The 14704-nt window shown below is 38.9% G+C and carries 13 protein-coding genes; 7 read left to right on the top strand and 6 right to left on the bottom strand.

The genetic code is table 11. The annotated features are described in order from the left end of the window. Position 1 precedes the first annotated feature (1 nt). The 3 genes from MSBR3_RS10920 (at position 2) to fdhD (ending at position 3469) form a co-directional block, all read left to right on the top strand. A complete protein-coding gene (locus MSBR3_RS10920; protein ID WP_048108112.1) occupies positions 2–1036 on the top strand; it encodes a hypothetical protein in 1035 nt (344 codons plus the stop codon). A 55-nt stretch (positions 1037–1091) separates the two neighbouring features. Next, entirely contained in the window at positions 1092–2600 is a 1509-nt protein-coding gene (locus MSBR3_RS10915; protein WP_048108111.1) for a DUF7289 family protein, read from the top strand. Positions 2601–2668: 68 nt separating this feature from the next. Continuing rightward, a complete protein-coding gene (fdhD, locus tag MSBR3_RS10910; RefSeq protein WP_048108110.1) occupies positions 2669–3469 on the top strand; it encodes a formate dehydrogenase accessory sulfurtransferase FdhD in 801 nt (266 codons plus the stop codon). Between the two features lie 49 nt (positions 3470–3518). Here the strand turns inward: fdhD and MSBR3_RS10905 are convergent, their stop codons facing one another. Further along, positions 3519–4103: a flavodoxin family protein gene (locus MSBR3_RS10905; RefSeq protein ID WP_048108108.1), complete on the bottom strand. Its 585-nt coding sequence runs from the start codon at positions 4101–4103 to the stop codon at positions 3519–3521. A 478-nt stretch (positions 4104–4581) separates the two neighbouring features. Here MSBR3_RS10905 and MSBR3_RS10900 point away from each other — a divergent pair, with 478 nt between their 5' ends. Both MSBR3_RS10900 and MSBR3_RS10895 read left to right on the top strand, forming a co-directional pair. After that, positions 4582–4860, top strand: a complete 279-nt coding sequence (locus MSBR3_RS10900; RefSeq protein WP_048108107.1) for a hypothetical protein — start codon at positions 4582–4584, stop codon at positions 4858–4860. Between the two features lie 11 nt (positions 4861–4871). Further along, the gene (locus tag MSBR3_RS10895) at positions 4872–5168 is read left to right on the top strand and encodes a hypothetical protein (protein ID WP_048108106.1); all 297 of its coding nucleotides are present in this window, start codon (positions 4872–4874) and stop codon (positions 5166–5168) included. A 260-nt stretch (positions 5169–5428) separates the two neighbouring features. On the opposite strand, the gene MSBR3_RS10890 is transcribed toward MSBR3_RS10895, so the two are convergent. From MSBR3_RS10890 to MSBR3_RS10880, 4 genes are all read right to left on the bottom strand, one after another. Next, on the bottom strand, positions 5429–5707 hold the full coding sequence (locus MSBR3_RS10890; protein WP_230627406.1) for a putative quinol monooxygenase: 279 nt from the start codon (positions 5705–5707) through the stop codon (positions 5429–5431). Between the two features lie 121 nt (positions 5708–5828). Next, entirely contained in the window at positions 5829–6353 is a 525-nt protein-coding gene (locus MSBR3_RS10885; protein WP_048108104.1) for a nitroreductase family protein, read from the bottom strand. A gap of 10 nt (positions 6354–6363) precedes the next feature. Continuing rightward, complete coding sequence (locus MSBR3_RS20320; protein WP_155396798.1) at positions 6364–6507, bottom strand: hypothetical protein; 144 nt, start codon at positions 6505–6507, stop codon at positions 6364–6366. Further along, positions 6504–7061, bottom strand: coding sequence for a flavodoxin family protein (locus MSBR3_RS10880; protein ID WP_048108102.1), 558 nt, complete (start codon positions 7059–7061; stop codon positions 6504–6506). Before MSBR3_RS10880 ends, MSBR3_RS20320 begins: the two co-directional genes overlap by 4 nt. Positions 7062–7435: 374 nt before the next feature. Between MSBR3_RS10880 and MSBR3_RS10875 the strand changes: the two genes are divergently transcribed. Together MSBR3_RS10875 and MSBR3_RS10870 are read left to right on the top strand one after the other, a co-directional pair. Next, the gene (locus MSBR3_RS10875) at positions 7436–7786 is read left to right on the top strand and encodes a winged helix-turn-helix transcriptional regulator (protein ID WP_048108100.1); all 351 of its coding nucleotides are present in this window, start codon (positions 7436–7438) and stop codon (positions 7784–7786) included. Positions 7787–8184: 398 nt separating this feature from the next. Further along, positions 8185–10503 (top strand): ATP-dependent DNA helicase, encoded by a 2319-nt coding sequence (locus MSBR3_RS10870; RefSeq protein ID WP_048108098.1) that lies wholly within the window; start codon positions 8185–8187, stop codon positions 10501–10503. Positions 10504–10773: 270 nt separating this feature from the next. Here MSBR3_RS10870 and MSBR3_RS21060 read toward each other — a convergent pair whose 3' ends face one another. After that, the gene (locus MSBR3_RS21060; protein WP_080942282.1) at positions 10774–13551 is read right to left on the bottom strand and encodes a PKD domain-containing protein; all 2778 of its coding nucleotides are present in this window, start codon (positions 13549–13551) and stop codon (positions 10774–10776) included. Positions 13552–14704: the final 1153 nt, after the last annotated feature.

The following is a 14704-nucleotide window of genomic DNA, read 5'->3' as shown; positions in this document are numbered from 1 at the left end:
AATGCAAAAAATTAATTCAGACAAAATCGGATTCGAAAAAAAGTTTTTTTCCCATTCGGAATTTGCAACATCAACTGTTATTGGGGCAGTATTGTTGCTGGGAATCATATCGTCGGCATTAACTATCGTATATGTGGGCTGTGTTCCTGAGTGGAAAAACGATGCTGAATACTCTCATATGGGGGATGTATGTGAAGATATGGCAGAAGTTAAGTCAAAAATAGATATGATGTCAATCATCCTGGCTTCAAATCCGGAATCTTCCTATTCTAACTCTTTGAACCCTAGCTCTTCAGCTCCTCAGTTAATCATGAGTGTGCCTTTCAATATGGGTGGGGGAGACCTCCCACTTGTAGGCTCTATAAAATCGAGCGGAACTCTCGCTGTAAATAAAGATAATTGTAAGATAGGCATAGTAGCAACAGTAGTAACACCCAACGGTTCTACCAGTCGTACTCAGTTAATCAACTGTGGTACTATTACCTACAATTCTCAGAATAATTACTATGTTGATCAGGCTTTCAGTTACGAAAACGGAGCTATAATTCTTAACCAGAATCAAGTTCCTGGCCAGGAAGACCAGTCAGTTATGATGCTCTATCCTTCAATTCGTATTTCCAAGGCGCTAGATGACAATTCTACAGCAACTAAATATAATTTCACTATAAATAATGTGAGAGTGTTCCAACCATATGTTCCCCCAAAGGTTGTTTCCTCAAATAGAGGGTGCTCTCTTCGCCTTATAGGAATTAATTATAGAGACTATAGACCTTTGTATGAAATCAACGAAACAGTTGGAGAAAACTTAACGAAACTGGAATTAACCGTTTGGACAGAACATCCTGCAGCTTGGGAACAGTATTTTAAGAAAATAACTAAGGACGCAAACATAGATTCCTTAGATTATGACCTTGAATGTCCTCCTGAAGTTCCATTCGTACGTTTGACGTTTCCCCAAACAAACACAAAGGGTTTGAGGGGATTATATGTTAGTGAAACTGTGATCAAGGCTGAACCTGGAATTGGCTTGAATTGAAAAGGAAGCAAGGAAAATATTTAAAATATCAAAATTCAAACTTAAGGTTTCGAAAATGCTCCCGAATGCCTCCACTAAAAGAAAAGGGACAGAAGAGGGAAAAGTAGGGCTATTTTTCCGTTTTTCAAAATCTGAGTCCGCTGCTGCAACAGCTGTTATAGCAATACTATTATTGGGACTTGTGTTTACAATAGCTTCAGTAGTCAGGCTTGAATACGTTCCAGAGTGGAAAAACGATGCTGAACAGAACTATATGTATGATATATTGAACGATATGTGGGTAGTAAAAACTAATATTGATGTACTCTCCAGACTCATGGAATTAAACAATACTGCAAGTAATAACATTTCAGTAACTGCTCCTATAGATCTTGGAGGAGGAGAAATCCCTTTTTTAGAACCTTTGAAATCGAATGGAAAACTTGAGGTGAATACTGAAAGATATGCAATGACAGTAGTAATGCGCAATCCTTCTCAAAAAATAACACCTGACAACATTACTTTTGAGTGTGGAGGAATCACCTGCTACTCTGAAAACAAGCAGTATCCTGACCAGGTCATCAGGTATGAAAACGGAGCTTTGATTCTTGCAAATGGTAAAAGTTCCGTAATGAGACAACCGCCTTCAATAACTATCGAAAATAAGACTAACGAAAATAACTACACAGTTATAATTCAAACAGTTCAGCTTTCAGGGAAGCGCGATTTTATATCATCAAATACTGTCGTTCCACTTCAACTAACAGGGTACAAAACAGAACCTGTATTCGATAGCAATGACTACAAAAACACAAGCACGTCTATCAAAGCATTTAATCTGACAATTGTCACAAGGTACCCAGATGCGTGGATTGAATACTTCAATGAAATTGCACAAGAAAAAGAGCTCAGACCCGAAGAAGATTATACCGTTCGACACTTGAAGGGTTCTGGCCATGTGCGCTTCTCTTTCCTGCCCAATAGCACCAAAAATCTCGAAAGACTCTATATAAGTAAAACGACAATAGGTGTAGAGCTTGGAGAAGGAAATAATCTCAATTCTAATTTGATGAAGCTAAATCAACGGTACTGTTTTGACACATTTACTGGAATGCATAATAGTATAGCATTGTCTCCGTCTCCTGACTCTTCCATTCTTAAAGATTATGATCCTTCAAAGTCCCCATTACCATCAGGAAACTCCCCAGGTGTAGATTTAACTCCTTATAGCCCTCAAAATGAGTTCTCACAGCATCTAAACAATAATAGTAATGTTGAATTAACATTCAAATTTAACAACTATAGTGGTTTTGATTTCAGTCCATCCCAGGTAACAGTTATGATAATTTATAAGTACCATGCAGATGACCTTAATTATAGTGGGCCAAAAATGGAAATGTTGCTTGCAGGAGAAAGTACTTCTTCAATAAATCATCTACCTACGGGTAACTGGAATCTTTACAGTAGTACATTTTCAGTATCACCAGCTTCGCCTTCAGACCTTGTACTTAACTTGAAAGTTAGTACTGACAATAACGAACAGGGTACCTTCTATATCGATTACCTTACAGTTTCTCTTAGCTAACGGAAAGAAAAAAAGCATATGGATACATATGTTTTCCATATACTCAAAAAGCGAGAAAACCGATTCATATGCCCGAAAAATATACCACTCCTTATCCTGCAAAAAGAATATACTCAGACGGCAGATCTGAAGATGTTAAAGTACTGCTCGCAAAGGAATGCCCTATTAAGCTTTTTCTCAATGGAAAACTCTTTACGACACTTTTTGCCTCCCCGCTCGAACTTAAAGAACTTGCTGTCGGCCACCTGATTACAGAAGGAATTGTCAGTTTCAGGGAAATCGAAAATATTGAGGTAGAAGGCAGTACTATTCGTGTCCGGACTCGAAAGGAGAGCCAGGATATCTACACAGAAAACTCCGGAGAAGTCGAAGAAGCCAGAGAAGTCGAAGAAGTTAAAGAAGTTAAAGAAGTTGGAAAAGCCGGAAAAAAAGAAAAGGCCAGCAGAGAACTTTTTGTAGATTCTGACTCTATGTTTGAACCGCAAATCGTTTTTACAGGTACAGAATACCTTGAATCTGACACATACAAACTTACCAGAGGAACCCATCTGGCAGCCCTGATAGACCGAAACGGAAAACTTGCAGTGCAAATAGTTGACGTTGGACGGCATAATGCCGTAGACAAAGCCGTAGGGGCTGCCTTTCTCAAAGGTCTTGACCTCTCACAACATTACATGCTCTCTACAGGTCGGCAGCCTGCCTATATGGTCATAAAAGCCGCTCGAGCAGGGATCCCTCTTATAGCCACCAAATCCATGCCCTTCGACTCAGGCGTTGAAGCCGCAAAAAAAGCAAACGTATGCCTCATAGGCCAGCTTAGAAACGAATCCATGCTCATCTTCGCCAGCGAATGGCGGGTAAAATTTTAATTCGTTTCAAGTTTGCTTCGCTGAAAGGGGGTTTTCGCTCAAGCCTTTTTTAAAAAGGCTTGGCATTGAGCTTCTTCAAAAGCCATGCCATATTCTGGCCCAGAGTCTGCATTGTTTGAATGCCCTCTTCATCTTTTTCAACGTCCCCTTCGGCAAGCCCTATTCCCATATTCCAGTAGCTTGATCCCGGGATTATCATCTGTGAAATTGTGAAGAAATGGTTGATTGAGTCAAAAACGTGAATTGAGCCTGCTCTTCTCACTGCAACAACTGCAGCTCCGGCTTTATGCCTGAACATTTCGCTGTTGGCTTTAGCAACAAAACCTGCCCTGTCAATTAAAGCTTTAAGTTCGGGAGTTAAGTCTGCAAAATAAGTAGGCGAAGCTAGAATTATGCCATCGGCTTCAATCATTTTTTCAATGCATTTGTTGACTATATCCTTGTCATTTATACATTTCTTATCCATTTTTTCGTAGCATTTCCCGCAAGCTGTGCAGCCGTGAATTTTTTTTCCTCCTACCTGCATAACTTCGGTTTCTATTCCTTCCTTTTCAAGTTCTGCAAGGACATACTTTATAAGGATAGCTGTATTTCCTTCTTTTCTCGGACTTCCGTTAAACGCAACAACTTTCATTTCTTTGTTCCTCCACTGGACTGTTTTTACTCTCTATTCTCTATTCTTATTCTCTATTTCCTCTTCCTTTTTCGAATTGATCTCCCTTCAGGTTTTTCTCTATCTTTCAGGTAGAACTGGCATAGTTGCTTACAATCCAGTAATATATTCCTCAATGGAATATAACCAGGGCGTTATTTCTATTTAAACATATTAATTATTTATATTCAGATTTATAGGTAATTAACTCTTAAGCATGCCTAACATTTAAAGTTTTTAATTTTTATATACCTAGAAATCCGAATATTTTACATTAAAATATGTTTTTTAGTGGATATTCACTAGAGTTAATCCCATTGTTAGAAATACATACTTCATCGTCAGAGATACATGGTTGATAAGCTCTCCAAAAAAGTTGATAAACTCTCTGAAAAGAATGTTTATATTTACCTTATTCCATAAACAATATAACAAACTTTCAACTGAATGAGGGGGTCAGATGAAAGAATCAAAAGTTTTTCTATTTATGGCTTATTTTACAATGTTAATATTATTTAGCATAATTCCGAAAGTCTCCTTCGCTACCAAAGATTCCTCTGAACGCGGAAAAGACAATCAAAGTAAGTATATAAGCGAAGGTGTCCGCAATCTATCTAATCATTACACAGGTGACGCTGGTGATTCTGCGATAGATAAGGAAAGGCTTCAGGTCAATTTCAGTGTAAAAGATAGGAACAGAAACTCAGACTACAAGCAAGAAAAAAAATCAAATAATTGAGGAGGCAGAAAATGGTCAAATTTGCTCACCTGCTCGTACTGTCAGCTTTAATTGTCTGGCTTGCAGGGTCCGGTTGTGTCGAAGATAGTGCATCTGAAGTAAAAGAATCAAAGGCAGACCCAGACGTTGCTGAGATGAAAAATGGCGAACCGGATGAAAATCTCGAAGCGGGACTTACTGAGGCTGAAATTCAAGAGTTTGATTCTGAGATGAAGGATCTTGAACACCTGCTTGAGAATGCAAGCCCTGAAGAAGAGATAGTAATTGAAGAGCTGTGGAATGAAATGAAAAGTGAAAACTCTACATAAAATAGTAAACATTATACTTTATTGACTCATATTATGAATTTACTATTTGCAGCAAAATCACTTTCAAAACACATCTCATATTTTACCCTCAAAAGGGTTCTTGTCTGGAACAGAAGAATATTGTTATTGATCTTGACTTTTCTCTGCCATATCTACTTTCTTCTTTTTAATTTACTTACTACTGCATTAATACGGTATTGATCTCCCAAAATTGTTCGAGAAGAGGTTAAAAATTAAACAGATGAAACACACCTGAAATATTACAGTGTTTTTCTATAGACATTAACCTCAGTTTCTTTTTCAAGATATTCCGAAAGCAATGGAAATATTTCTTTAAAATGACTGGAATTTAAATGCTGATCAAGGCTTTTTTCATCTTTCCATTCTTCTAAGAATGTCAGGTTTCCTGAGTTTTCAAGTTCCTGGTACAGCCCATAATCGATGCAGCCTTCATCCTTTAATGATGCTTCAACGAGTTTTCTGCATAATCCTAAAAATTCCTGAGTCTTCTCAGGTTTGACATAATTTTTTGCAACCACACGTATTGTCAAAAAATCACCAGCGTTTAGTAAAAATTATTTTCCTGAATTTCGTACTTTCAATACTTATCTTTATTGCTGTTGTAGTTGGTATAAATTTTGTTCTGCCGGCTTTACAGTCTCACTCTCTTTTTTGGCCGTACCTGTTGTGGTAGATTTTTGTTTTATCAAACCTGTCCTGAGGACCTGGTTTCTGGTCAGGATAACCTAAGGGTACAAAAGCTAGAGGAATTACGTGTTCAGGCAGTCCAAAGGCTTTCCTGAAACCTTCAACCCGGTCCTTCATCGGATAGATCCCGGTCCAGACTGCCCCAAGCCCGGCATCGTGAGCTGCAAGCAGGAGGTTCTGGGTAGCTGCCGAACAGTCCTGAACCCAGTACCCTGGAACTTTTTCAAGAGTTGTATCCCCACAGACAAGAATTGCAAGAGGAGCTTCCCTGCACATGCCTGCATAAGGGCTGAAAGTAGGGACTTCATCAAGGAGCTTCCTGTCATCAATAATAATAAAGATCCAGGGTTGGGTGTTGACTGCTGACGGAGCACTCATTGCAGCTCTGAGAAGTTCGGTAACAAGCTCTCTCGGAACAGGCCTGTCAGTATATTTTCGAATGCTTCGGCGAGTGTGGATTGCTTCAAGAGTTTCCATATTCAGACTCCTATTCTTCCCTGAAAAATCTGGGCGAGGAAATTTTTCCAGGTTTTTCTAACCCTTTGTTTTTCTCACCCTTTTTTATTTTCTTCCCGTTTTGGGTTCCCGCTTCTTTAGTTTCGGTTTTATTTTTATTTATTTTTTCCTTCATTTGAACAGGTTAAGACCTGCATTTTTTGCTTTTTCCATAAGCTCTATATTATTCTTGACCTCACCCGGAATGTTATAGCCAACTCCTATAAGGACATCCTTTACTTCTGCCTGCATGAAGCCGGAAACTTGCCCTTTGAACTCTTCGTAGACCCCTTTAAAGGCTTCTGGGTCAGGAGCTCCCTGAACTCCGACAATTATCGCCTTTTTCCCGACAGGGAGACGAGGAGAGAAGTCAGCATTTATAAGGGAGTAGCAACGGTCAAGGAAAAGCCGCATTTGGCCTGTAAACTGGCCAAAATAAATCGGAGAACCAAAGACAACTCCGTCTGCTGACGCAAGTTCATCGAATACTTCCGTAAGATCATCTTCAAGCTTGCATTTGTCATGGCTTCTACAGTATCCGCAGCCCTGGCAGCCTTTGTAGTTCATCTCGTTGAGAATAAATGTCCGGGTTTCGACACCTGCTTCTGCTGCGCTTTCCAGGACCTGCTGGACAAGAATGTTCGTGTTTCCATTCTTTCGGGGGCTTCCTACAATACCTATAACTTTCATTTTGTTCACGCCTCTTATTCTTTAAACTGGATCTGACCTGAATTTGATTCTGACTGATTTCAGGTCTAACTTGAAATCAGGTCTAACTTGAAATCAGGTCTAGCTTGAATTTGTGTCTAGCTTGAACTTGTGTCTAGCTTGAACTTGTGTCTAGCTTGAATTTGGGTCTAACCTGAGTTTGGGTCTAACCTGAATTTGGGTCTGACCTGAGTTTCATTTTCTTTCAATTTATACCGGATTAATTTTCCAATTTATGCCGAATTTTTCTTTCTTTTCGAAAATGTATTTATTGATGTTTAATTTGCAGTAACTATACTTATATACTATACATGCAATCAGGATAGTAACTAACAAAATTGATAGTATGTGAGCATATGGTGAGTGAGATAAGGAATAACAAACATTGTCAGTGTCCTGTGGAAGCAACCCTGGAGGTAATTGGCGGAAAATGGAAGCCTATTATTCTCTGGCAGTTGAGGACAGAAAAACTGCGGTTTTCAGGGCTCCAGCAAAGTATGCAAGGTATTTCACCCAAAATGCTTACGAAACAGCTCAGAGAGCTCGAAGAAGACGGGCTTATTCTCAGGGAAGTTTATCCTGAAATCCCTCCTAAAGTTGAATACTCACTAACCGAATTCGGAATGACCGTACTTCCGGTCCTTGAGGCTCTTTGCAAATGGGGAGTTAAGTATCTCGGAAGAGAATGCGTACTGGATAAGCAGTAATCACCTGGTGGAAAATAGATCCTGACATCGAGAATAAGCCAAAGATAGAGGCTTACAAACGACGCTCTGCGCAACAAGTAAAAGTAATAATCTTCCTTTATCTTAATTTTTAATATTAAATTTTAAAATTTTAGTTTGAATTTCAAGTGTTAGCTTGAATTTTAAATGTTAACGTTGAATTTTGCTTTTATCCGGAAAATCTAAAGCATTAAGAAGATCTAAAACATTAGAATAGACTGATACTGAGTAAATTTAAAATAATTACTAATATTTCATTATTACTATTTTCAGAAACATTAAAAATTTTAAAAGTTCTATTCGCTATTCATCAACAAGCATAAGTCACTGAAATAAGTCACTGAAAACATTGGAAATCGGAGAAATCCCAGGTTAAATGTATGATGCAAAAGAACGGATATATGCGGTATTTTACGAAACAGAGCTGTTACCCTAATCAGGCAGAAGCAATGGAGAAGATTCATTCGGCTCTCCTGAGCGAAAAAATCGTGCTTTTTGAAGGAGCGTGTGGGACAGGCAAGACTTTAAGCGCACTTGCCCCTGCATTGAGTGTGGGGAAAAAACTCAATAAGGTCGTTATTATAGTCACTAATGTCCATCAACAGATGGTCCAATTTATAAATGAGGCAAGAGATATTTCACGGGGCAACGACATAAAAACAATCGTTTTTAAGGGCAAGACTTCGATGTGCCCTGAAAATCTCGATTACGAAGAATGCAGGCTCAAAGGGGAAAATACCTATGACCTCCTTGACCTTGAACGAGAAGTTTCTTCAAAAGAAAAAGAGCTCAAGGACGCCTATGAGAAATACAAACGGACAAAAGACCCTACTCTTTATGCCCTCAGGACCGAGCTTGAAAAAGAACTCGAAGAAACTAAGAAAAGAACTCGGGCTTTAAGGAACAATTCCTGCCCTGAATTATATGAAGTTCTGAAATTTGAAGGTAATGAATTTTCTAACTGGCTTTTTTCTGATGTAAAGAGCCCGGAAGAAATCCTGGAGTATGCCGAAGACCGGGACATGTGCGGATATGAACTGCTGAAAAAAGAACTCAAAAACGCCGAACTTCTAATTTGCAATTTTCATCACGTCCTCAGTGGCGAAATTTTTATGATGCTACTTAAATGGCTCGAACGCGATCCTGAAGACATTATCCTGATCTTTGACGAAGCTCATAATATTGAGGCGTCTGCCCGTTCCCATTCTTCAATAATGCTCTCGGAACTGACTATTGAAAAAGCCCTTTCGGAAGTAGGCGAAACTCCCGAATCTCACAATTCACTTATGTTAGGAAAAGAAACTGGTTCCGGAGGTGGAATTCCTCTTGACCAGGACTATGCGGCTAGATTATATGCAAAAAGGCTGTTTACCTGCCTCCTTAACGCTCTTAGAGATACCTGTGACTCAAAATTGAAATTCGGAGAAAGAAACAGGCTTGGAAAACACTGGCAAGATATTCAGATAAGTGATCCCTACGAGCGGTTTGACATCCTGAAAGCTCGCTTTTTACGGGAGGCGATAAAGGAAGGTTTTGCGGATGAGGAAAAAGTCCTGACCCGGTTGAGGGAGATTGGCGAGTTCGGAGGCAGGCTGGAAGAACTTTATGCGGAGAACTACAAAAAAGGGCTTCTTACAGTTCCGAAACGTTCCCAGATCCGATATGTTGCAGACTTTTTATCTTCTTACCTCGTACTTTCGGACAGGCAAAATTACTATCCAATTGTGAACGTGCGCAGAGATTTCAAAAGCGATAAAATTGCCAGCAGGATCGAGCTTTTCACGTGCATCCCTAAAAATGTGACCCAGCCCTTGTTTGATTCCATTTATTCGGCAGTGTTAATGTCGGCTACACTCCGGCCCTTTGAAATGATAAAGTCCACGCTTGGCATCTCAAGGGAAGTAGAAGAGATTTCCTACGGAACGACATTTCCAATAGAAAGAAGGCTGACCCTCACGGTTTCCATCCCTCCCCTTTTTTCAAAGAACCGGGACAGCCCGGACACGCTTGAGAACGTGAAAGAAGCCCTGCTTGCAGCTACTATTGCATCGCCTGGAAATGTGATTATTTATTTCCAGAGCTATGCCGAAGCACTTCGCTATACCAAACTCCTTGAACCTGAACTTTCTATTCCCATTTTCCTTGATGAAACGGGGGTCTCAGCCCAGGAAATCCGAAAGGAATTCTTCAAAATAGGAGAGCAGGGAGGAAAAGCTTTACTTATAACCTATCTCTGGGGAACATTAAGTGAAGGCGTTGACTTCAGAGATTCCAGGGGCAGGACAGTGATTATAGTGGGAGTCGGATACCCTGCTCTAAATGACCGAATTAAGGCAGTTGAATCTGCTTATGATGCTGTTTTTGGCTCTGGGGAAGGCTGGGAGTTTGCAGTCCAGGTGCCGACAATTAGAAAGGTCAGGCAGGCAATGGGAAGAATAGTACGTTCTCCTGAAGACTACGGGGTAAGGATTCTCCTTGATTCGCGCTACCAGGGCTCACAGATGCATAAACTTGGCAAATTTTCAGTTTTTAACTATTTTCCGCCTGAAGAAAAGAAAGAGTTCATAGACATTGCACCCAGGGACGTAGGAAGTCTAGTGGAAGAATTTTTTGCGCATGTCACATCCACCAGTGAAAATGAGCCGGAGTCCGAGGCTTCAAGCCAGATGAATTTCGGAAGCCTTGCTGAAAAGCTTTGAACTACTTCGAGTTAAATAATAAAAATCAAAATGTTTTAATTAATTGCTTATAAACTGTTTGCAAAAGTAAAAAGCAATAACTAGCCCGTGATTAACGGAAACAAATTCAAAGAATTCTATTTTAGTTAATCCTATTAAAGACGGCTAGTTATTTATTTCCCAGGTTGAGTAGTTCTTTTTATTCATTTTTTTAAATGGTTAATTTTGAGAACCGAATTAACCTGCTATCAGATCAGCAAAACTGATTTTTATAGCACGTTCAGTCCGTTGTCATTTTGTCACTTTTACATAATTCCATTTTGTTTTTGTACTACTGCCTGCTGCATTTGTTGCTGTAAGTTTAACCGTGTAAGTTCCTGCAGCTGAGTATGTATGTGTTGGACTCTTTTGTGTTGAGTATGTCCCATCTCCGAAATCCCATCTCCACTTCGTTGGAGAGCCTTTGCTTGTCTCTGTGAATGTAACCTTTAACGGTGCTTTTCCTGCAAGCGGCCATCCCCAGAAATCTGCAGTTGGGACTTGAGAGGTTCCTGACACTTTTATATAATTCGATTTTGTTTTTGTATTACTTCCTGCTGCGTTTGTTGCTGTAAGTTTAACCGTGTAGGTTCCTGCAGCTGAATATGTGTGTACTGGACTCTTTTGTGTTGAGTATGTCCCATCTCCAAAATCCCATCTCCACTTCGTTGGCGATCCTTTGCTAATCTCCGTAAATGTTACCTTTAGTGGAACATTTCCTGAAAGTGGAGAACTCCAGAAGTCCGCAACCGGAATTTGGGAAATTGCTGTCACTATTATATACTTTGATTTTGTTAGCGTGTTACTGCCTGCAGTATTCGTTACTGTAAGTTTAACAGTATATTTTCCTGTTTTGGAATACTTGTGAGTCGGGTTCTTAGATGTTGACGATGTTCCGTCTCCAAAATCCCATTTCCATTTAGTGGGTTTTCCTGTACTTTTGTCAGTAAATTTAACGCTTAAAGGTACATTTCCTGATTTTGGAGATGCATAAAATACAGCAGTTGGAGCTTGGGAAGTTGTTGTAACGGTTATATATTTTGATTTTGTTTCTGTACTACTGCCTGCTGCATTTGTTACGGTAAGTTTAACAGTATATTTTCCTGCTTTGGAATACTTATGAGTTGGATTCTGCAAGGTTGAATATGTTCCATCTCCGAAATCCCATTTCCATTTAGTGGGTTTTCCTGTACTTTTGTCAGTGAATTTAACGCTTAAAGGTTCATTTCCTGATTTTGGAGATGCATAGAATACAGCAGTCGGTTTTGCTGTCACTATGATATACTTTGATTTTGTTAGCGTGAAACTACCTGCAGCATTTGTTACCGTAAGTTTAACAGTATATTTTCCTGCTTTGGAGTACTTATGAGTCGGATTTTTAGCTGTTGAACTTGTTCCATCTCCGAAATCCCATTTCCATTTAGTGGGTTTTCCTGTACTTTTGTCAGTAAATTTAACGCTTAAAGGTGCATTTCCTGACTTTGGAGATGCATAAAACACAGCAATTGGTTTTGCTGTCACTATTATATACTTTGGTTTTGTTAGCGTGTTACTACCTGCAGCATTCGTTACTGTAAGTTTAACAGTATATTTTCCTGCTTTGGAATACTTATGGGTCGGGTTCTTAGCTGTTGACGATGTTCCGTCTCCGAAATCCCATTTCCATTTAGTGGGTTTTCCTGTACTTTTGTCAGTAAATTTAACGCTTAAAGGTGCATTTCCTGATTTTGGAGATGCATAAAATACAGCAGTTGGAGCTTGGGAAGTTGTTGTAACGGTTATATATTTTGATTTTGTTTCTGTACTACTGCCTGCTGCATTTGTTACGGTAAGTTTAACAGTATATTTTCCTGCTTTGGAATACTTATGAGTTGGATTCTGCAAGGTTGAATATGTTCCATCTCCGAAATCCCATTTCCATTTAGTGGGTTTTCCTGTACTTTTGTCAGTGAATTTAACGCTTAAAGGTTCATTTCCTGATTTTGGAGACGCATAAAATGTAGCAACAGGACTTTTTGAGTTTTGTACTCGAACAGAACCTATAAACTTCCCGAAGGCAACAGGCTCCTTTCCAACAGTTATCGTGGCTGTGACCTTATTTGTAGCTGTGTCAATTACGGAGATAGTGTTACTTTCTTCGTTCGCCACGTACGCCTTTGTTCCCTCCGGATTGATTGCAACTCCTAAAGGATAACTTCCCACTCTTATTGTTGCTGTAACCTTGTTTGTGGCTGTATTAATAACAGAGACTGTGCTGTCCCCATAATTTGTTACGTATGCTTTTGTTCCTGTTGGGTTAATTGCAACTCCCCATGGATATTTCCCTACAGTCACCGTGGCTGTAACCCTATTTGTGGCTGTGTCGATAACAGAGACGTCGTGTTCGTTCGTCACATATACCTTTGTTCCTGCCGGATTAACCGCAACTCCGGTAGGGAGATCTCCTACAGTTATCGTGGCTGTGACCTTGTTGCTTGCAGTGTCAATTACAGAAACAGTGTTATCGAGGTCATTTACCGCATATACCTTTGTTCCGGCCGAGTTAACTGCAACTCCGTAAGGATAATTTCCTACTTTTATTGTAGCTGTAATCTTGTTGCTTGCAGTGTCAATTACCGAGACAGTACCACTGCCTTCGTTTGCCACATATACCTTTGTTCCATCAGGGTTTACTGCAACTCCCCAGGGATCGGAGCCTACAGGTACCGTGGCTGTAACTTTATTTGTGACTGTATCAATAACAGAGACCGCATCGTTGACATCGCTTGCTACATATACCTTAGTTCCCTTCGGGTTTACTGCAACTCCGTATGGATTGGATCCTACATTCACGGTGGCTGTAACCTTATTTGTAGCTGTATCAATTACAGAGACTGTAGTGGCCCCACTATTCGTAATATATGCGTATTTAGCCGTGTTAGAAGTACTCTGTGCAGTAGCTGCCGATGTAGTAGATAATGTTAAAATTAAAAATAAAACAATGGCTGTTGAAGCTAAGGCTACTGAACACAATTTTTTGTTCATTTTCATTGTCTTACTCCATTATGTTTTGTCCTACATACGGCAGGTGAATCTGTTTTCCAAATATTTTTCACTGATAACGTTTTTGGGAACTTATGTTCCATCCTACACAAACGATTGAAAATATGGTTTGAATATATAGTCAATGACTCTACTTTATGACAATTGTTTACCATATGTTAACAGTGTAAATATATGTTAACACGCGTTAAATATAGGGCTAATTAATAGGATGCTTGAAAAGCGCTATCATGACATCCTCTACTTTTCAAGGGAAATATTCTAAATAAAAACCTAGAATAATTTTATCACATGTTTTGAAAGTCTAACTAGTTTTATGTGTTTTAGTTTTAACATATTTTTATACTTAAGTAAATTTTTAAACTTTCGGCAATATGTGTTATCTGTTTTTCCCTACGGTTTGAAGAGTATACCTATCCTGAAAAACACTCAAATCTTAATGTCGGCCTGCCGAATACAGGTTTTTTGTTTTAAAACTCAATTCTATAATGCAATGACTTTTGCGTTATTCTAATTGACAGACTGGACCAGAGACTTTAAATCATGAAAACCGGGTTGCATCTATAGACAATCTGCAGGTCTAACAAAAATTATTAAGTTCAAACCCGTTTAGTTTAGTTTAGTTTGGTGTCATTCTGTCTTAAATTACTCAACGGTCGGTGCTCATATTGTTTCCATATTCTATGTCAGAAAGAACCATTATAGAGAGCTCTAATCATATTGATTGCATGTTAGATCCTACATGGCGGAAATTATCTATTTTATTCCACTAATTTTGATTAAATCTATATTTAGATATTTTATATTAAAAAGTTTCTAATTCTTGCCCAAAAACTTCTTTTTTGGCTACAATTTTTATTTAATGTATGCCGATGCAGTTCGTATCATAAAATCCAAATTATAGCAACAATAATATACTGCCGGTAACTTCAGATTTTTGAATAATTACCAAAAAGTGATTGCAAGAGTATTATTTATTGAGAATACCTGCTGAAGATTAAAGCAGCATCACTTAGAAAGAGATTGAGGTACAGGAAGCTAAGAAAACCTGATAGAAATTATTATAATAAAGAATTAAGGTCTATTTCTGTCATAATGGAAGAAACAAAGCGAATAACAGAAACAAACCTTATGTTTTTAC

Origin of the sequence: Methanosarcina barkeri 3 (genome assembly GCF_000970305.1) — an archaeon.
Classification (GTDB): domain Archaea; phylum Halobacteriota; class Methanosarcinia; order Methanosarcinales; family Methanosarcinaceae; genus Methanosarcina; species Methanosarcina barkeri_A.
Note: the sequence above shows the minus strand (reverse complement) of the source record. Positions and strands in the feature narration are given on the sequence as shown.